10 protein-coding genes are annotated in these 21,281 nt (G+C 45.0%); 7 read left to right on the forward strand and 3 right to left on the reverse strand.

Annotated elements, in window-relative coordinates:
* Positions 1 to 820 precede the first annotated feature (820 nt).
* Entirely contained in the window at positions 821 to 3,400 is a 2,580-nt protein-coding gene (locus ACESTD_RS09395) for a leucine-rich repeat protein (protein ID WP_373158822.1), read from the forward strand.
* A 21-nt stretch (positions 3,401 to 3,421) separates the two neighbouring features.
* Positions 3,422 to 3,877: a hypothetical protein gene (locus tag ACESTD_RS09400; protein WP_227239123.1), complete on the forward strand. Its 456-nt coding sequence runs from the start codon at positions 3,422 to 3,424 to the stop codon at positions 3,875 to 3,877.
* 137 nt (positions 3,878 to 4,014) lie between these two features.
* On the opposite strand, the gene ACESTD_RS09405 is transcribed toward ACESTD_RS09400, so the two are convergent.
* Positions 4,015 to 5,142 carry an ATP-binding protein gene (locus ACESTD_RS09405; RefSeq protein WP_008662419.1) on the reverse strand — a complete coding sequence of 376 codons (1,128 nt, stop codon included), beginning with the start codon at positions 5,140 to 5,142 and terminating at the stop codon, positions 4,015 to 4,017.
* A 193-nt stretch (positions 5,143 to 5,335) separates the two neighbouring features.
* Between ACESTD_RS09405 and ACESTD_RS09410 the strand changes: the two genes are divergently transcribed.
* Entirely contained in the window at positions 5,336 to 6,757 is a 1,422-nt protein-coding gene (locus tag ACESTD_RS09410) for a sialate O-acetylesterase (protein ID WP_373158823.1), read from the forward strand.
* Positions 6,758 to 6,912: 155 nt separating this feature from the next.
* Here the strand turns inward: ACESTD_RS09410 and ACESTD_RS09415 are convergent, their stop codons facing one another.
* Entirely contained in the window at positions 6,913 to 9,447 is a 2,535-nt protein-coding gene (locus tag ACESTD_RS09415) for a glycoside hydrolase family 9 protein (protein WP_118132256.1), read from the reverse strand.
* A gap of 339 nt (positions 9,448 to 9,786) precedes the next feature.
* On the opposite strand from ACESTD_RS09415, the gene ACESTD_RS09420 reads away from it, so the two are divergent.
* Genes ACESTD_RS09420 through ACESTD_RS09430 form a run of 3 tightly spaced genes read left to right on the forward strand, consistent with a single transcriptional unit; the run spans position 9,787 to position 14,693 of the window.
* A complete protein-coding gene (locus ACESTD_RS09420; RefSeq protein ID WP_373158824.1) occupies positions 9,787 to 11,040 on the forward strand; it encodes an AGE family epimerase/isomerase in 1,254 nt (417 codons plus the stop codon).
* Positions 11,041 to 11,063: 23 nt separating this feature from the next.
* The gene (locus ACESTD_RS09425) at positions 11,064 to 12,938 is read left to right on the forward strand and encodes a hypothetical protein (protein ID WP_229076120.1); all 1,875 of its coding nucleotides are present in this window, start codon (positions 11,064 to 11,066) and stop codon (positions 12,936 to 12,938) included.
* A gap of 24 nt (positions 12,939 to 12,962) precedes the next feature.
* Positions 12,963 to 14,693, forward strand: a complete 1,731-nt coding sequence (locus ACESTD_RS09430; protein WP_057098007.1) for a glycoside hydrolase family 9 protein — start codon at positions 12,963 to 12,965, stop codon at positions 14,691 to 14,693.
* A 5-nt stretch (positions 14,694 to 14,698) separates the two neighbouring features.
* On the opposite strand, the gene ACESTD_RS09435 is transcribed toward ACESTD_RS09430, so the two are convergent.
* Positions 14,699 to 18,619, reverse strand: coding sequence for a two-component regulator propeller domain-containing protein (locus tag ACESTD_RS09435; RefSeq protein WP_098032025.1), 3,921 nt, complete (start codon positions 18,617 to 18,619; stop codon positions 14,699 to 14,701).
* A 260-nt stretch (positions 18,620 to 18,879) separates the two neighbouring features.
* Between ACESTD_RS09435 and ACESTD_RS09440 the strand changes: the two genes are divergently transcribed.
* The gene (locus ACESTD_RS09440) at positions 18,880 to 21,255 is read left to right on the forward strand and encodes an alpha-xylosidase (RefSeq protein WP_057098009.1); all 2,376 of its coding nucleotides are present in this window, start codon (positions 18,880 to 18,882) and stop codon (positions 21,253 to 21,255) included.
* Positions 21,256 to 21,281 lie beyond the last annotated feature (26 nt).

Below are 21,281 nucleotides of genomic sequence, written 5' to 3' on the forward strand. Positions count from 1 at the left end.
CTGAAAGGCAGTAATATCCTTATATTTTTGACAAAAAGTAATGTTTCTGTAGATTTCTCTGCCGCACATGGTTGGGCAGAAGGACGAATTTAGGATATATTGTGGATATTGGGGTCATAAAGATGCGTTCTTCTTGCATATTCTTCCGCTTTTGTAGGGCTTTTATGCAGAAATTGGCTACACCTTTAAGCTAAAAGGGTGATTGCTTTTTACTAAAAGGGGTATTGCGTTTTAGTAAAACGGTTACTCTGTTTTAGTAAAACGTTCTTTTGCTTTTGCATTTTCGGTGTATCAGGGCTTTCGGAGGTGTGATTTCGATTTATTGGAAGGACGTTCGTTTTGGTATAATGCTTATAACTTGACACTTATGGATTTTCGCTCTCGTATTTCTTTCTGTGTGGATAATCGGTCGGAAATACGGGATTCTCGTGCGATAGAAAATACAAAGTGTCAGAATGACAAAATCATATTTATCTTCTGTAGGTATCAGCCTTAAAAATACTTTCCAATCTTTTTCTTGTTTTCATTCTTTATCGTTAAATTTGCCATCGAAGCAAGGAAGTGTCCTTAGCTTCAATGTTTTGTGAAATGATATTGTAAGAAGCGTTGTGCTTCATTCTTGTCTTTGAGAACCTAGGAAATTTTCAAGATACACAAGAATGGTACAGAGGATTCCTACGCTGGTTTCGGCGTGGGTCTGCTGTTTGTTCATTTGTGTATCGGGTTTTCCTAGGACCTTCAAAGACGATGAATAGCACGCAGTTCCACGCTGTCTTTTTTTATATTCTCGGAGGAACGCGAGGACTAATACTATCTGGTTATGATTCTATTTAAAGTGAATTCTAAAAGTTCCATCTATGTGCGTTTGTTGTACTCAATGGCAGTCTTGTGCCTGTTGACCGCTTTGAGCAGTTGTTCGGATGATGATGCTCCGGCAGAGATTATCCCTAACCCTGATAGTGAGATTTACTTTACTAAAAGCTTGGATTTCACTTCGGATAGTGGCGAAGCGATTCTTTCTTTTACAACCAATAAAGATTGGTCGATAAATGTTTCACAGTCAGGCGGTGATGTCAGCTGGTGTACGGTGTTCCCCAATAAGGGAAAAGCCGGAGAAAACCAAGTCTTAGTTAAAGTAATAAGAAATGAAGGAGTCGATGACCGTAACGTGGTATTGAACTTGGCAGCCGGTGATTTGACTAAGAGTATCGTAGTAACGCAGAAACAGAAAGATGCCATCACTCTGACTACTGCAAAGTTTGAAGTAGATAAGAACGGAGGAGAAATCCAGGTGGAGGTAAAGGCAAATGTTACTTATGAAGTTGTTATTCCAGAGCAATATCAAAGCTGGATACGTGAAGGTTCTGGCTCCGGGCAAATAATTATGGGCGACAAAGGATATAATCAAATGCACGAATCTGCTACAAGAACTGACATGGATAGAACTATGCGGAAGTTTTACATCAGCAAGAGCGAGGAATATGACAAGCGCGAAGGAGAAATCATCTTCCGAAGCGGTGAATTGGAGGAAGTCTTGAAGGTGTATCAGACAGGAGGAGGCATTTTATTGTTGACTAAGAATGAATATACCGTTTCTGATAAAGGAGAACAAATTACCGTAGAACTGAACAGCAATTTTGACTTTGATGTGAAAATGCCGCAGGTAGATTGGATTACCACAACCGTAACGAGAAGTGTTTCCAGCCATACGCTTTATTATACGATTGCCTCGAATGAAACTTATGACAAGAGGGAGGCCGAAATTATCTATTATGATAGGAATGATAAATCTGTGGCAGATACGTTGAAGATTGTCCAGGTGCAGAAAGATGCGATATTGTTGTCGCAAAAGGAATACGATATTACAGCAAAAGGAGAGACTATAGAAATATCAGTAGAAACTAATGTCAATTATAATATACATATTGATGAAGAAAACTCTCAATGGATAAAGTTAGTGCAAAATGTAGTAACTAAAAGTTTTAAACAAGATAGGCTCTTTTTTCATATTGAAGAAAATTCAGAAGTAAAATCTAGAGTTGGGAACATTGTTTTTACTTCTATAGAGAGTACTTTAGCTGATACTATTCGGATTATTCAAGAAGCAAAACAAATAGAAGAAAAACATGTTAAGGTGTATGTTGAAAAAGCAGGTACACTAAAGAAATTATTAAATGTGGAGGCGAACTTAATAACTCATCTGGAGATAAGTGGTTTTATAAATGGTACTGATTTGCGTCTTATTCGCGAGATGGCTGGAATAGATTATTACGGAAATCCAACATTAGGGCAATTAAGAGAATTGGATATTGCTCAAGCTACTATCTGTTCGGGTGGAACAAATTATTCTCAATATGGTAGTAGTGTAAATATAGATAATATAATTCCTGGAGGTTGTTTTTCTCACACTAATCTCATTTCTATATATTTACCTTTTAATACAAAGAAAATAGAAGCTCAAGCATTTTTCTTTTCAGAAAAATTAGAAAATATTTCCATTCCAGATGACTGTAGAAGTATTGGTTGGGAATCTTTTAGCGCATGCGGTTTGATTTCTGTAAATATACCTAGGAACGTTTCTTTTATTGATAAATTGGCATTCAATCGCTGTTATAAATTGGTTTCAATCAATGTTGATTCAGAGAATCGTTGGTATGCTTCGATAGATGGTATGCTGTGTGATAAAAAGCAGGAAACCTTAATCTATTATCCTGCCGCAGGAAAGAAAATTATTAATATACCTAATACAGTAAAAGAAATAAATGAATATGCTTTTTATGATTGTATTTATCAAGAGAAATTAAATATTCCATCAGAAACAGTCACTATACCGTATGGGATATTTAAATTTCTATCTGGATTATCATTTATTGATGTAGATGTAAATAGTGCTTGTTTTACGTCAATAGATGGTGTGCTATATGATAAAAGTGTGTCTGAATTAATAGCATGTCCAAGATTAAAAGATGAAATAACTATACCTGATGGTATTCAGACTATAAGTCCATTTGCTTTTTATTCTTGTCAAAATTTGAGGGTTATTAATATGCCGAATTCCATTACAATGTTAGGAGAGGCAGGATTTTGGGGATGTAATAGTTTGACTGATATTAATTTTTCAGATAATATTACTTTTATAGATGATAATGCATTTTGGGAATGTACTAGTTTGACTTCTATGCTTTTGCCCAAAAGTATTGCTGGTATTGGCGACAATGCTTTTACCGGTTGTACAAATCTTACGAAAATATATATAAATAGAGAGGAGCCTCCTTTTATTGAAAAGAGAACTTTTTATAGGACAAATGGTGAACTTGTTATATATGTACCTAAAGGATGTAAAGAACGTTATAAGAATAGTGAAACATGGAGAACTTTAAATATTATAGAAATGGAATGAAGAATTAGAAAAAGAATTTGTATGGAAATAGCATCTTTAGTAATTTCTATTTTGTCTATAGTCATATCAGCAATTGTTGCTGGAATCCCATTTTATCGTAAATATATAGAAAAGAAAACAAAAATAGCATTGATTGCTTGTGATGGAATAATCAGGGATGATATGATACGTATTGTGGTTACCTATGTAAATAAGAACTGGCAAAATGCAGTAATAATCAATAGCCATATTAATCTTTACCATCCTAAGTTACTAAATGAGTTTACGAAAGTGAATCATGCATATAGTTGTAAGTCATTTAATCCGGTTGTGATAACGGAGAAAATGCATGCCTCTATTGAACTTGAATATTCTTTATCAGAGTTGAAAGAAGTGGATTTGGAGAATGCAGATGTATATGTATATGTACATACTGAATATATAGATTCTCAAGGCCAGAGGCTGTTTGATAATCATAGGATAGAAACCTGTGCATGAGTGGAATAAGTACTAAGATGGTCTTAATAGAGTCTACTATGTATGAGTTACAAGGAAGAAGCATTTTAATGTCTATGAAACTTTAGTTGTTGGCGTGAGCAGGAAGCATCACTTCCTGCTCACGCCCTTTCTCGCATTTAGCAATACTCCCTTCTGAACCAAAGCTCGAATATAGGGTCGGAGAAAGCATACTTGTTTCCTTCTTTCTCAATGAAATCACGTTCTGTCAGCATACGCTTGTTGCGTGTGATGGTCTGTGCACTGCCCAATTCATATTTCCGCACTACGGGGATGGAGTTGAAGCGGTATTCACCATCGGCTACAGCACGAAGCATGGCAGTTTGGGCAGCAGTCAGGTTCTCGGTGTCGTTCATGAACATAGGCATGTTGGTGTCTATCAGTTGGCGGGTACGGATTTCGATAATCTCATCTGTCACTTTTTCAGACGTACCGCTCCAGATGAAATAGCACAACTGTTGCAAATACCACGAATGGCATTTCACGATGTCGCACAGTTGTTCTGCTTGCTGTTCGCTGATTTCTTTGTTCGTCCGGTGGAAGGCATTGACGATGAAGGGCACCCATTCCTCTTTCTTTATCTTTTGCAGGAACAGTACTTGTCCGAAGCGGTAGAAGGGGTTAGAAGAATTGTTGAAGATGTCCATCATCATATGCCGCTTGCTTCCGTAAAAGCAATAGGAAACTTGTTGCTGCTTCTGCCAGGCAGAGCGCATTTTTCCCTCCATACTTTTGTAGCCGGGTAGTAGTGCCAGTTGTTGGAACTCGTCGATGCAGACAATCAGGTGTATGCCTTTGGCAGCTGCTATCTTTTCGGGTAGTTCCAGTATCTCCATGACACTTTTTTCTTCCAGTTCCAATTTCAGGTCAAAGGAGAGGGTATCGGTTGGGTCGCTCTTCAATGTGATACTGGGAGAAACGGCTTTAAGAAACTGTTTCACATCTTCAAGCCTCTTTTCAAGGGTGGAGGCGGCGCAAGAAATGACTTCTCGCGCAAAGATGCGGTAGAATTCAGCTTCCGTCTTGATGCTGAATGCATCAATGAAGCAGACACGGATATGCTTGTCTTCTTGTGTCAGTTCGTCCATAGCTACTTTTACAAGCGACGATTTTCCCCATCGGCGCGGTGAAATAAGCATTACGTTGATGCCCGATCCAAGCAATTCTTTCAGTTGCTTTCGTTCTTCTACCCGATTGACGAAACTTTCTTTATCAACCAGTGTGCCGTATTGAAAAGGTGATTTCATAAGCTTTCTGTTCTTGATTTAATGACAAATATACAAATTATACATCAATGTATAATACATCAATGTATAATTTTGTTTGAGCACATGTGCAAAAACACCCACTTTTTGCACATGAAACGGAGAACGTGAGCAAAAAAGCCTTATTTTTGCTCACGTTATTGATTCCGAGTATAGTATTAAACACAAATATACCATGAAAAGTAAGACTCTTGCATTGATTCTATTATGCTGCGCCGCCTCGCTGGGCGCTAAAGTAAAACTGCCTGCACTGGTAGGCGACAACATGATACTGCAGCAGCAGACTGAAGTGAAACTGTGGGGAACGGCTGCTCCGGAAGCCGAAGTACGCGTCACGCCTTCGTGGAACGGACAGACAATGACTTGCCGTGCCGATAAGGATGGCCGTTGGCTGCTTGCCGTGGAGACTCCGGCAGCAGGATACACGCCTTATGAGATAACTTTTGATGACGGAGAAAAAACTACGTTGAAGAATATCCTAATCGGTGAAGTATGGCTTGCTTCCGGCCAGAGCAATATGGAAATGCCCCTGAAAGGTTTTGCCGGCTGTTGCATCATGAACGGAGCGGATGACATCATAGCTTCTGCCGAGAACAAGGGGGTGCGTATGTTCACCGTTCCCAAGCACCAGACTTATGAACCGCAAACCGACTGCAAAGGTAGCTGGAACATATCTTCCATAGAAACCGCACCCGATTTCAGTGCGACGGCCTACTATTTTGCCACTTCGTTGAGCCGTGCCCTCCGGATTCCGGTCGGCATCATCTGTAGCGCTTACGGTGGATCCACTGTAGAAGGTTGGATAAGCCGTGAACTGCTGGAAAACTATCCAGACATATCTCTCAACCCCGATTCCATCGAACGCCTGCATCCCATGCTCCGCCCCATGCTGATGTACAATGCCATGCTGAAGCCGCTTCAGAACTATACCATAAAGGGATTCATCTGGTATCAGGGCGAGTCTAACGTAGGCCGTCATGAAACATACGCCGAGCGTCTGGCCGATATGGTGCAGCTGTGGCGCAAAGAATGGGGACTGGGCGAATTGCCTTTCTACTTTGCCGAAATAGCGCCGTACGCCTATGGAGGTACCCAGCAAGAGAAAGCTGCTTACCTACGTGAAGCGCAATTCCGTGCCCAAAGCCTGATTCCGAACAGTGGTATGATTTCGACAAACGACCTTGTAGAGCCTTATGAGATATACAATATCCATCCCCGCAACAAGACAAAGGTAGGTCAACGCTTGAGCTATCTGGCATTGAACCTTACCTATGGATTGAAGCAGATACACTGTTTCGGCCCACAATATAAGTCATGGACTGCTAAAGGCAGTGAAGCATGGGTTTCCTTCGACCATTTGGAAATGGGTATCTGTCGCAACTATGACCTTCGCGGTTTCGAAGTGGCGGGTGAGGACCGTGTGTTCCATCCTGCCGACAAAGTATGGCTGCACTGGCAGACGAATGAGGTCGTGATTTCTTCGGAAAAGGTGCCCAATCCCGTTGCCGTGCGCTATTGTTTCCGTGATTTCCAGGTCGGTACAATGATTGGCGGGAACGAACTACCCACTATTCCGTTCCGTACGGATAATTGGTGAAAGAACGAAAAGTGTATAAACACTTTCATTATACTATAATATTAGGCGCGGGTTACGCGGAATCACACGGATGCAGTAAACTAAATCCGTGAAATCCGTGTAATCCGCGCCTAAAAGAAAACATCCAGAGGGTTTTGTTCCCCCCTCTGTCTTTCTTATTGTTTCAGCAACTGTTCTGCTGCAAGTACCAGGAACATATAGTGGGATGAACCTCCTCCCAGCACATACTCAGTTTGCTGCCAGAGGAACGGGAACGTGAGGAGTTCCGGGAAGTCGGGACGGATAAGCGCCGTGCCGGAAATGACCCCACCGGGAATGTACGACCAGTCTGCGCGGTTCAGTCCGTAGCCCACAGTGGCCGATTGTGCGCCGACACCCGAGGCGAAGGAAGCCTGGTTGGAGCCCGGGTGGCATCCGAGGATGAAGTTGAGGGCATTGAATACCGGTGCTTTCGGGAATATTTCCGGATAGGCGGTTGTCAGGAAGTAGTGCTGGAAGCCGAAACGCTGTATATCCCAGCCTGCACCCCAGATGTTCGGACGGTAGGGAACGCCATAGGGAGTCTCCTGCACTTGTTTGTTCAGTTCTTGTTCATATCCGGTCAAAGCTTTGCGGAAAGCTGCTGAAAAGGCTTTGGCTTTCTTGTTCTTCATCTGTGCGAACAGTTTTTCCACACGTGCCGTGTACCAGCCGATGCGGCCTATCTGCTTGATGATGAGCTCCTGGTTGTCCAGAATGAAGTCCATATAGGGTTGTTCGCCGGTGGTGAGGTACAGCTCTACGGCTGCCTGCACTTTGGGGAACAAGGCTCTGTTGTTGCCGCTTCCGGTAGAAGCATATACTTTGCGGGCAATGTCGAGGCAATGCACACTCAATGTATCATTGAAACCTTTCAATACACGTGATACGGCAGCCAGCTGGGCAGCTGTCGACAGTTCCCGTCCGGGGTTATCCTCCGTAAATATCCAGCGGTCGTCTTCATTACCGATTTTCCCGTCGGTCATGGCGGCGGCATCACCCAGAAGTACGTACTGGCGCAGGTCGTTGCAGATGATTCCTCGGTAGAGACGTCCCAGTGCCAAGTAGCCATTGACTACCGTAAGGGCGCCGTTCTCTACTTGTTGCAGCAGGTCATTCTTGCCGTCGGGCTGGTGAATTTCCGTCACGCGGTTGATTTGGTCGATGGAAGTCACGTCGAGATTCGGACGGAAAGCTTCGTAGGCCAGTGCCAGGATATAGGATTCTCCGGCTTGGGATTCGATGCGGAGGTCAAAGTCTCCGGCATCGTGCCAGCCGCCTATGTTCACTCCGGGAACCACTTCACCCGGTTTGAACTTGGAAAGGCCCTCTTTCTGGTCGTAGCCGTCGATATGATTGTGTGCCGGTGCCATCTGGGCATCGTCCATGTGGCAGCAGTCGTGCCATACGCGATATTTCTCGTTGACGCGCATGTGGCACATCTGTACGGGAAGGAAGTATTCCAGTACGGGTTGCCATACGCCACGGGCATATACGTCATTGTCGATGCGGAAGATGGGAGACACGGAGGTATTGTATTTAATCTTATAAAGCCCCGGTTCCTTTACATCTGTGAAGTTTACTTTCAGATAGTTATACCTCAAGAATTTACCCCAGTTGGCAGGAGTGACGTTCTTGACAACCTTTTCGCCGTCGGCATCAATGCGGATGATTTGTGCCGTTTCCTTTCTGTTGTCACGTATATCCATTTCGATGACGGCTTCCTTGTCCTGAGTGGGATGATAACCTATCTGTGAAGTCTGGATAACCGGCTGATACATCCAGTCGGCCACTACGTTCGGAGTGATAATCCATTTGACGGCACCTTTGGTGACACCCGGTTTTATGTTGCTGCGCAGTACGAACCAGCCGTTGTTGTGGTTCATACGCCCGTCAAACAGTTGCAGGTCACCGCTCAATGATTCGATGGTAACTTTGTTGTAAGGGTCATCGGGCCGGGAGGTGAACTTGGTTCCTTTGGCATAAGGTTCGCTGATGATGTCGTCTGCCACAATCGGGCTGTAACCTTTTCCTATCAGTTTGTCCATGTCTGCCAGCGATTTTTTGCCGTCATGGTAGTTTCCTGTATGCAGATAGTTGGGCTGGGTTGTCATCAGGGGGGAGTTGGGCTGTTGCGGGAAGATGCCGCTCTGACCGTCCATAATCCAGGGCTTGCCGAAGAGGGAACCCGGGAAGAATTCAAGGTTGAAGCCCACTTTTCCGATGAATTCCTGGGGAATGGGGCGGTCAAGATCTACGGTCACCTCTATGTTTTTACCTTTGCTTTCCACGTTTACCGTATATATAAGGTGGAGGTCCGGGTAAATCATCGGGTTGAATCCGGTGAGATGGCGTGAGGAGTCGGGATAGCACAGCGTGGCGGTGATGCTGTTGTCACCGAGCTTCCGGTCGAGCTGTTTCGGTACGGGTTGCCATTGTCCGGGTGTGGCTTCCAGACGGATATCTCCATTCGTCGCCACACGGTGTCCGTTCATGATGATACATACCCCTCCTTGGTGTCCTTCGGGATAGATATCATCAAAAGCCATGACGTCGACTCCCTGGTTCTTGAAATAACCGGAGGATGTCAGCTTGAAGTCTTGCGCATGCAGCGTACTGCTGCCGCAAAGCAGTGCCAAGACTGATGCAAATAGGAAATGTTTCTTTCTCATAGTATCTATTTTTGAGTTACGAAATTTTCTACTAATATACGGACTAAAAAGGAAACGGATGGCTTTTGTTTGTAGCCAATAACGTTATGAAATGTGTCTTTTTCCTCTATTTTTATGATATTCATTGTTATATTTGTCATACAATGGTGTTTGAACTGCCAGATACCAACGTTTGAGCTAATAAAAGCTGATGTCTGGTAAAACAAGGACTCAGTACCCAAAAACAGCCTTTATCGGAACCAATTGTATCCATTGAAAAAGGATGGTAGTGAGTAGTGGCAACTTGTTTTTTTGTACATTTGCAATGTAACTATGATTAATTCCTTAAATCGCTATATTATGAAACGTATGTTTTCCGTTTTTTTGCTGATTACAGTATGGTTGCTGGTTACACCTTTCCTGCAAGCACAGTCACACGTAGACAAGGTTTTAAAAGATGAAATAACCTCGGACTTGAAAGAGAATATCCTCTCTTTTTGGGAAAGATACAGCGTAGATTCTTCCGGAGGCTTTTATGGTTCATTGGGACGTGACGGTGCCCCGATAGCGGATGCTCCCAAAGGTGGTGTACTGAATGCCCGCATCCTTTGGACTTTTTCAACCGCCTACCGGATGTATGGCGATACTGCCTACCGTAAATTGGCTGACAGGGCGCAACGGTATTTCATAGACCACTTCATTGATTCGCAGTATGGAGGCGTATATTGGCTGATAAAAGCGGACGGTACCCCATTGGATACGAACAAGCAGACTTACGGCTGCTCTTATGCTATCTATGGGTTGTCCGAGCATTTCAGGGCAACGGGCAACAATGAAAGCCTGCAAAGAGCCATAGAGCTTTACCGGATAATGGAGAGCAAAGTCAAAGATCCCGTAAACGACGGTTATATAGAATCCTTTACCCGCGAATGGGGAACTCCCCAAAAGCTGGGGTATGACGGAGACGGCGTTGCTGCCAAAACAATGAATACCCATATCCACGTATTGGAGGCATACACAGCGTTATATAAAGTATGGAAAGATGACGGCCTTCGCGAGCGCCTTGCAAAAGTGATAAACTTGATAACAACCAAACTGTATAACTCACAAACACATCACCTGATATTATACTGTGATTCGAACTGGAACAATCTGGATGACATCGACTCTTACGGGCATGATATCGAAACTTCTTGGCTGCTGACGGAAGCTGCAGAGGCTCTGGGTGACCCGGAGGTTATCGGGAGGTGCAGGAAGGTAGCATTGGAACTTGCAGATGCTTCCTTGAAGGAGGGCATCAACCCGATGGGAGCTATGATGTATGAACGACATAAGGACAAAATCAGGAAGGACGCTTCCTGGTGGTGCCAAGCGGAAACTGTGGTCGGCTGTATCAATGCCTGGCAACTGACTGGTGAACAATCTTATCTGGACAGTGCCGTCCGCACCTGGAATTTCATCAAGTCCCGGATGATAGACAAGGAGTATGGCGAATGGTTCAGAACCGTGCTGGAAGATGGGACTCCCCGCTACAAGGAACCTAAAGCAAGTATGTGGAACTGTCCCTATCATAACAGCCGTATGGGGTTTGAGATTGATACCAGACTGAAATGACAACCTTTTATAGATTTGATATTATGAAGAATTTACGAATTTTCCAGTTTGGAATAGTTGTATTGCTGTGTGGTATATTATCTCTGCCGCTTTCTGCCCAGACGGAAGTGATGGCATGGAGCAATATCACGGGTGTCCGTGTAGACGGTGAATTGATAGACTTTGAGTCATCCCTGCGTGTCGGAACCTTGAAAGGAGATATGGAGATTACTGGAAAGGAGAAGCAGGTCCGTCCCGTTTTCCATCGTGAAGGGGACATGCAGGAAGTGACGACTACTCTGCGAGGTATAAAGTTCCATCAGAAAGTGACGGACAAGGGAAAAGGTCTGGTGGAGATTTCTATTGATGCGCTGTCGGACACTACTCTGAACCAGTCAGCCTATTACTGTATCGCCCTGAGTCCGGAAAACTACGCTGATGTCAAAGTAAGGACAAGTGGCAGGAAGCTGACCGCTACTTCGGCCAATAGGAAGTTGGAATTCAAGTTCAATAAGTCTGTAAAGGCCACGGTTGAAAAAGAATCCACCGGTACCGTAGTTTATATCTCGCTGATGCCGACTCTGAAAAAGGCCGGGAGAACTGCATTGTCCATGGAACTGCATGCTTCCGGAGTGATAGATCATAGTGACGCGGAAATTACATTGGATATGCAGAATCCGGGCAGTCTGTTCGCAGGCTTTGGGGGGAATTTCCGCCTGCAGAATCCTGCTGCCGACCCTAAAGTAATAGATTACTGTCTGGAAAACTTGCGTGTAGCCTATGGACGTGTGGAATTTCCGTGGAGATTGTGGCAACCGGAAGAGGAAGCCGACCCTATTGCCACCGCACAGAATGGGGGACTGAACAAGCGGGTGGAGGAAAGTCTCCTCATGGCAAAGCGCTTGAAGGCGATGGGAATGCCGGTAATACTAAGCTGCTGGTTTCCGCCTGCATGGGCCATTGACGGAGGTCCTGCAAGTTATGCTCGTCAAGGTGGTGTCATTGCTTATCGTCTGGATAACCGGAAAAAGGAGAAGATTTATAAATCCATGGCAGATTATCTGTTGTATGCCAAACGGTATTATGGTATTGAGTTCTCCATGTTCTCGTTCAATGAATCGGATTTGGGTATTGATGTCCTTCACACGCCGCAGGAGCATGCCGATTTCATTAAGGAGTTTGGAGCTTATCTGGCAGAGTTGAATCTTCCTACCCGTATGCTGCTTGGCGACAATTCGGATGCTACGACTTTTGATTTTATCCTTCCTGCTTTGAACAATCCTGAGACTCATAAGTATATTGGTGCAGTTTCTTTCCATTCATGGCGTGGTTGTGATGATGTTACGTTAAAGAAGTGGGCGGATGCTGCCAAAGCGATCAATGTACCACTCTTGGTTGGTGAGGGTAGTACGGATGCCGCTGCTCATGGTTATGCCGAGATATTCAATGAGTCGACGTTTGCACTTTATGAAATCAATCTGTATACGCGTATTTGTGCCATTTGCCAGCCATTGTCCATCTTGCAGTGGCAGCTTACTTCAGACTATTCGTTGTTGTGGGGAGACGGCATTTATGGTTCCAAAGGCCCTTTGCGTCCTACGCAACGTTTCTGGAATATCAAGCAACTGGCCTCCACTCCGGCCGATGCTTTGGCCATTCCGGTCAGAAGTGGCAAGAAAAACGTAAACTGTGCGGCTTTCGGAAATATGGTGCGCGGAGAATATGCTGTCCATATGGTCAATAATGGGGCGGAGTGCGAGGCTGTCATCTCCGGTATCCCCGCAGAAGTGAAGGAACTGAAAGTCTATGTGACCAATACAAAAGACTGCATGAAGGAAACTGCAGTGAAAGTGGAGAATGGGCAGGTACGGGTACACTTGCCGGCCATCAGTTTCATTACCTTATTGTCTGATAAATAATTTTAATATATAAAGAATAGTGATATGAATATAACTGCATGTCTGTTTACGGTTCTGGGAGGGATGGTCACTTTAGGTCATCCTTCAGAAACTGTACGTTTGAATCAGTTAGGGTACTATCCCCGGCAGGAGAAAGTAGCAGTGGTGAATACCGGTGAGGTACGTGAATTTACCATAGTAGATGCAGCCACGGGCAATCGGGTATTTTCCGGCAAACCCGGATATACCGCTTCATCCGCTTGGTCGGATAAGAACAGGACGATATTGGATTTCAGTGACATCACGGCACCGGGAAACTATTTTCTGATGGTTAACGGAGATTCAGTGGCATTCGAAATAAAAGAAAGAGTACTGTCCCCTTTGGCCGATGCTGCTTTGAAATCTTTCTATTACCAACGTACGGGCATGCCCATCGAAGCGACTTATGCGGGTCGGTGGAGCCGTCCGGCAGGCCATCCCGATGACAAGGTACTGATACATCCCAATGCCGCCGGGCCGGAACGTAAGGCGGGAACGGTGATTTCTTCTCCGGGAGGATGGTATGATGCCGGAGACTATAACAAGTATATTGTGAACTCCGCCTATTCCATCGGATTGATGCAGGCGATTTATGCCCGCTTTCCTGACTATTTTATCCGTCAACGGGTCAACATCCCGGAAAGTGGAAACCACACGCCCGATTTGCTGGACGAGATGTACTATAACCTGAAATGGATGCTGACCATGCAAGACCCTGCCGACGGAGGAGTCTACCACAAGCTGACTACCCCTTCGTTCGAGGGATTCATCAAGCCTACGGAGTGCAAGCAGCCCCGTTATGTGGTTCAGAAATCAGTAACGGCTGCATTGGACTATGCTGCGGCTTTGGCGCAGGCTTCTGCCTTGTTTGCTCCTTACGAAGAGGATTATCCGGGCTTTTCGGAAGTGGCTTTGCAGGCTGCCGAACGTGCTTACGCCTGGGCAGAAGCGCATCCGCAGGCGCTCTATCATCAGGACCTCCTCAACAAGCAATATCAACCTGCCGTGGTTACGGGAGCTTACGGTGATCGTAGTGCCGATGACGAATTCTTCTGGGCGGCTTCCGAGCTCTATCTTGCTACGGGAAAGCCCGCTTATCGGGAACAAGTGAAGAAGCATCTCCCCACTGCATATAAGACTCCTTCTTGGGGCAATACCACTGCGTTGGGCGTGTTTGCCTGGCTGCAACCGGGCAGGGAATATCAGGGTGAAGACGTGGAGTTGGCAAATGCCATGAAAGACCTGTTACTGGACTATGCTGCCGAGGCTGTGCGGGGTGCTGACCGCTCTCCTTTCCATGCTCCTTACGGCAACGATGCCAAAGATTTCTTCTGGGGATGCCTTGCCGAAGGGTGTGCTAACCAAGCCACTTCACTGGTTTGCGCCTATTTGCTTACAGGCGAGAAGTCGTACTTGACGAACGCCTACCGCAATATGGACTACATTTTAGGAAAGAATGCCACGGGATATTGTTATGTCACCGGTTTCGGGATGAAGAGTCCTCTGTATCCGCACCATCGTCTCTCTGCATCGGATGATATAGAGGCACCTCTTCCCGGTTTCCTGGTTGGCGGTCCCAATCCTGGGCAGCAGGATGGCGTTGCTTATGCTTCCAACCTGCCGGATGAGTCTTATGCAGATGTGGAAGGTTCGTATGCTTCCAATGAGATAGCCATTAATTGGAGTGCCGCTTTGGTGGCATTGGTGTCTTCGTTGGATGCTTTGATGTCAAAATGATGTTCCTATTCAGCTTGCTGCCTTATAAATTCGGACGGGCTGATGTTGAATTCATCTTTAAAATGCTTGGAGAATACCTTGGGGGAGTTATACCCCAAGGTATATGCAATTTCCGAAACTTGCATTTGGCTTTCTGTCAGGAGTTGCTGTGCCCGTTTCATGCGGATGGTTCTGATGAACTCGATGGGTTTCTTTCCCGTTATCTTAATCATTTTCTTGTAGAAATAGCTGCGTGATATATTCAGGCTGCTGGCAAGCTCTTCGACGGAAAACTCGGTTTCGCTGATATTGTCCTCTACAATCTGGATGGCTTTTTCCACCAGCTGTCGGTCAAGAGGAGTGATGGTGATACGGCTTGGCTCGATTTTAATTTCCTGATTGAATATTTCCTGCCGTTTGACGTTCATCTCGATAATCTTGTTGATACGCAGTTTGAGGACTTCCATATTGAAAGGCTTGGTGATGTAGTCGTCTGCACCGACGTTGAGTCCTTCCAATTGGTGCTCCTCGCTTGCTTTGGCTGTCAGCAGGATGATGGGGATATGTGAATAGCGTATATCGTTCTTGATGGTTGAACATAGTTCCAGACCATCCATTTCGGGCATCATGATGTCACTGACCACTAAATCTATATCCTCCTTTTCCAAAACATTCAGTGCTTGTTTCCCATTAGTGGCTTTCAATACGTGATATTTTCTGGCAAGACTTTCAGAGAGAAATTTAAGAAAGTCGTAGTTGTCATCTACAAGCAGGATAGTGAACGGATGGGTTTCTTCTTTTGTTTCCGATGCTTCGACCAGCTCTCCGTTTCCGGTTTCATTACTGTTCTGGTGCAGAGGGAGTGTAATCAGGAATACGGAACCGCAAGGCTGGTTATCCTTGACGCAGACAGTGCCTTGGTGCATTTTTACATATTCGGAAACAATGTGTAGGCCGATGCCGCTGCCTCCGTTGCTCGATTGGTTTTTTCCCGACTGATAGAATCTTTGGAATATTTTTTCCTTGGATTCATCCTCTATGCCGCAACCGGTATCGGTAAAGGTCAGTTCCAGATTTTTTCCCTTTATGGCAATGTCCAGTGAGATGCTTCCTTTATTGGGAGTGAACTTGAATGCGTTCGACAGAATGTTGGTACATATCTTGCGTATCTTGTCATAGTCGAAATCCATGAATACGGAATGCTGCGGACTGGTAAAGCTGTAGCCGATGTTCCGTTTCTGTGCTATCGGGTCGAAGGAATGAAATATCTCGCTCAGGATGATGAGAATATTGTCGTGCTTGCATTTCAGTGTCTCGGCTTTGGCGTCGAGCTTTCTGAAGTCCAGCAATTGGTTGATGAGTTCCAGCAGATAGTCGGCGTTTTGCTTCACCATATCCAGAATCCCCTTTCGGTATTCGGGGTGGTCCACAAAGAATTCCTCAAGCGGGTTGATGATTAGCGATAGGGGGGTACGCAGTTCATGGCTTATGTTGGCAAAGAACTGTAGCTTCATGTTGTTGATTTTCTGTTGCTTTTCATTTTCTACTTCAATGGCCTGCATGATTTGTTTCTGTTTGTGCCGTGAACGCAGGTTGCGGATAATTAGTAGGATGATGCACAGAACAATGCCGGTATAAATGGTATAGGCCCACCAGGTACGCCACCAGGGAGGAAGTATCTTTATTTTCAGCTCTTTGATATGGGGGCTCCATACGCCTTGTGAATTGCATGCCTTTACGGACAAGGTATAGTTTCCGGCAGGCAGCATGGATAGATTTATCTTGTTGTTTTCAGCATAAATCCAGTTGGCATGGCTTTGGTCGATTTTGTAGGCATATTTTATCTTGTCTGTTTCTATCAGGTCGAGAGCTGAGAAGGATAGAGTAAATGAATTTTCCTTTTCGGTGAGCGACAGTCTTTGTGCACATTCAAGCGAGCTTCCTCCCAAGATGTCAGAGTGGGCTGTTCCGGATTTAAGCTCGATTCCGGTCAGGTAGATGCGGGCATCGTAGTTTGTTGAAAGAATTTCTTGGGGGATAATGGTCTGGTATCCTTTGGGAGTGCCTATCAGTATGTTTCCATTCTCCAGTTTCAGAATGGCATGTACGTTGGTGTCATTGCAAATCAGCCCGTCGCTTACGGAATAGTTCACGATGGAATACACTCCGTTTGTCATCTGTATGCGTGAAATACCGTTGCCGGTACCAATCCACATCTGATGGTTGTTGTCTTCCGTAATGGCTCTGACGAGGTTGGCGGCAAGTCCGTTCTTCTGGTCAATGAAATAGACGGAGTCGTTCTTCTGGTTCCAGACGCTAAGTCCATGCGGATGGCCTATCCAAAGCAGGTCACGGCTGTCCTTGTAGACGGTGAGCATGTCGGTTTCCTTGAAACGGGTGGTTTCGGAGTAGATGTTGTAGGCTTGGGTTTCGGTGTCGATGATGATAAGCCCGCCTTTGCTTGCTACATACAGATGCCGGTCATTGTCATAGTACATATCCCGTACAAAGAACTCTCCCGGACGATACAAGATGGTGTCGAATACTCCGGTTTCAGGATGCAGCCTTTGTATATATCCTCTCATCGTACCTATCCAGACGTATCCGTGTTTGTCTACTTTTATCGTATATACATTGTCTTCGAGCAGTTGGCTGTTGCTGGTTGTGTATTGTCTGATTTGCCCTTTCAAATAGCAGAGCAACCCTTTCTGGAACGTGCCGATCCACAGACGGCTCTTGGAGTCAATGGATAAATCGACTACGATATTGGCGGGAGTGGGTATCTTCTCGTATGCATCGGTTATCAGTGATTGGCGTATCAGGCCCGTGCCGTCTGTTCCGTAGTAGATAAATCCCGGGTCGGTGTCCTTGCAGAAAGTCAAGATGTCGTCATATTCCAGTGATTTGTTGCAGAGGATGATTTGGGACATCGGACTATAATAGGAGATGCCGTGTTTGAAGTTACCTATATATATGATTCCGTCCTTATCCCGGTAAATGGTATTCAGGTTGTTGCTGGCGATGGTATGTGGTTTCAGGGGGTTGTGCAGCAGGTTGGTAAGCGATTTATTCAAGGTGTTGTAGATGACCAGCCCCATGTGGCTGGTGAGAATCCATACATTCCCGTCGCCCAAATCGAGGATACGTTGTACGCGGTTGTACTGAATATCATTGCAACTGTTCAGGCAGATGTCTTCCCATTGTTGTGTAAGGTTGCTTTTGTACAGTAGCAGGCTGTTTTGGTATGTATATATCCATATGCTTTCACTTTGGTCTGTATAGACGTGCGGTTCATGGTCTTCCAGTAGTGGTTTGTAAATGGCCGGGATGGTGATTTCCCTGGTTTCGGAGGTTTGCTTGTTGATGCTGTATAGTACGCCGTTGGAGTACATGACGTAGATATATTGCACTCCTATCGATATATTGGAAATTTTCTCGATAGACAGTGGATATGCTTTGAGGGAATTGTTGTCTATGTTCAGTATATAGATTTTGGAATGATCGTAGGCCCAGAATTCATTTTTGGGTGTTTTCCCTATTCTGAGAATGTTTTTGCTGGGAATCTTTAATTTTTCGAGTGTGGTTTTGTAGTCATTGTCGAACTTTCCGGTCTTGTAGTCGTAGATACTGTAACCGTTGGATGTCCTTATCCATACATTCATTTCCGGTCCTTCGAAGATGTTGATGATGGCATCGTCGGGCAGTTCGGAGTTATCCCGGTGATACTGCCGGAACGAGTAGCCGTCATATTTGTTGAGTCCCGATTCCGTCCCTATCCACAGAAATCCCCTGCTATCTCTGAAAATGCTCCTGACGCTGTTGTTGGACAGTCCTTCTGTGGTGGAAAGCTGTTTAAACATAACAGCCGGTGGAATCTCTGCCGGATTTCCCCAAGCTGTAAAGGCAAAGGATAGCTGGCATATTAAGAATAAAAACAGATGCTTCATGTGTTTTCTGTAATATTTAGGGAGATTAACGATATTGTATCTGCAAACTTAAATATAATCATCCGGATGGGCAAGGGAAGATTTGTGTATTCATGTACGATGATATACCTCATTTGGTGAAAAAGAGTATGCATTTTGTTTCCAGGTGCTCTATATGTGCTCTATGCAACAAAAACGGGCATTAAAAGACATTTTTCACACATCTGTTTTTCCTTTATGCAAGATACCTTTGTCAGTGAGATCATTTAAATCCTAATAGTATGAAGAAAGAACTTTTAGCAGTGGCAATGCTGTTGTTTGCCGGTGGCAATCTGTTGGCACAGCCACATGTCAATGACGGTACTTCGTATCTGATGAACCAACCTTTGGATATGAGTACTGATTTTCGTGATTTGAGTAATACCTTGTTTTTTGCAGATCATCTGGAATCATTCGACGTTAAGTCGGGTGAAGGACTGGTGAACTGGAAACGGGGGCATCTGATGCCACGTCAGGCTTTCAATACCAACGGTGCGCAACCCCGTAAAATGAGAATGCTCGATTTTCCTTTTACTGCTTATGAGAATGACCCGAACTTAAAATTTAAGATTGACTTTGTAACTCCGCGTACAGTACGTATTCGTATGCTTACTACTCCAGTGGAACCTAAGGTAAGTACATCCATTATGCTGGCGAAGGAACCGGGTAAAGATGAAAGTTGGAAGGTAACCGAAACGGAAAATACCATTGTCTATGCCGGTAATTATGGAACTGTACAAATAAACAAGAATCCTTGGAGGGTTGTATTGAAAGATAAGACAGGACGTATATTAAGTCAAACCGTTACTTTGCGTGATGCTGATTCTACGCAAGTGAAGTATACCCCTTTCAGTTTCATTAAAAGGGGAAGCGACAATGCTCGTCGTATCAATCCCGTGTTTACTCTGACTGCAGATGAGATGATTTTTGGCTGTGGCGAGTCTGCTACAGGGTTGAACAAAGTGGGGCAGAAAGTAAATCTGTTTGTTACAGACCCACAAGGTCCGGAAACAGACCAGATGTACAAGCCCATTCCTTTCTTTATGAGCAATCGGGGATATGGTATGTTCATGCATACTTCCGCACCTGTCACTTGTGATTTCGGTGCTACTTATATCGGGCTGAACAAAATGTTTATGGGCGACGAAAACTTGGATTTGTTCGTATTCTTCGGTGAGCCGAAAGACATCTTGGATGAGTACACTGATTTGGTAGGAAAACCGGGTATGCCTCCATTGTGGTCTTTTGGTACATGGATGAGCCGTATCACTTATTTCAGTGAAAAAGAAGGTTATGATGTGGCTGCTAATATCCGCAAGAATAAGTATCCGTGCGATGTTATTCATTTTGATACTGGTTGGTTTGATGTAGACTGGCAATGCGATTATAAGTTTTCTGAAAACCGTTTCCAGAATCCCCAGCAGATGCTGAAGGACCTGAAGTCGCAAGGGTTCCATGTTTGCTTGTGGCAGTTGCCCTATTTTACTCCCAAGAACCGTTATTTCCCTGAACTGATAAAGAAGGACATGTATGTAAAGAATGGTAATGGGGAACTTCCTTATGAGGATGTGGTGCTCGATTTCTCCAATCCGGAGACTGTAAAGTGGTATCAGGACAAGTTAGCCGGACTGCTGAATATCGGTGTGAGTGCCATCAAGGTTGACTTTGGCGAAGCGGCTCCGCTGAACGGTATTTATGCTTCGGGCAAAAGTGGTTGGTATGAGCACAATCTCTATCCGGTGCGCTACGACATGGCAGTATCCGAGATAACCAAGAAGCTTCATAATGAAAATATTATGTGGGCCCGTGCTGCGTGGGCCGGTTCACAACGCTATCCGTTGCATTGGGGCGGTGATGCTGCTACGACGAATACGGGTATGCTGGGTACACTCCGTGCCGGTTTGTCCTTCGGTTTGTCAGGTTTCTCTTTCTGGAGCCATGATATGGGTGGATTTGTAAAGTCTACTCCCGAAGATTTGTATTGCCGTTGGTTGCCGTTCGGTTTTCTGACTTCTCATACTCGTGCACACGGTGCACCTCCGACAGAGCCGTGGTTGTACGACAGCAAGCGTGTACAGGATGTTTTCCGCAAAAGTGCAGAGATGAAATATCGGCTGATGCCTTATGTTTATGCCCAAGCCAAGGAATGTACTGAAAAAGGCTTGCCGATGTTGAGAGCTTTGTTCGTGGAATTCCCTGATGACCCTGGAGCATGGAAGGTGGACGATGAATATCTCTTCGGTTCGCAGATTCTGGTTGCCCCCTTGCTCGAATCCGGTATAACCGGCCGCACCGTTTACCTTCCCGAAGGAAAGTGGATAGACTATCAGACGGAGAAAGTGTATGAAGGCGGATGGCACAGGATTGAAGCAGGCAGCCTGCCGATAATCATGCTGGTGCGCGACGGTTCGGTGCTTCCTCATCTGAAGTTGGCGCAGTCCACCTCTGAGATGGATTGGAGCAAGATGAGCCTGAAAGTGTATAGTGCCGATAAGAAACAGGCGGAGGGCTTGATATGCCTGCCTACAGACAACCGCATTCAGGTAGTGAAAGTGGATTGCGCAAAGGCGAAACCGCAGTTGCTGAATCAGGTTGAAGGCACTTCCCTGAGTTTCTGAACTTAATCTTTGAAAATCTATATTTA

Origin of the sequence: Bacteroides sp. AR20, from assembly GCF_964250605.1 — a bacterium.
In the GTDB taxonomy this organism is placed as follows: domain Bacteria; phylum Bacteroidota; class Bacteroidia; order Bacteroidales; family Bacteroidaceae; genus Bacteroides; species Bacteroides uniformis.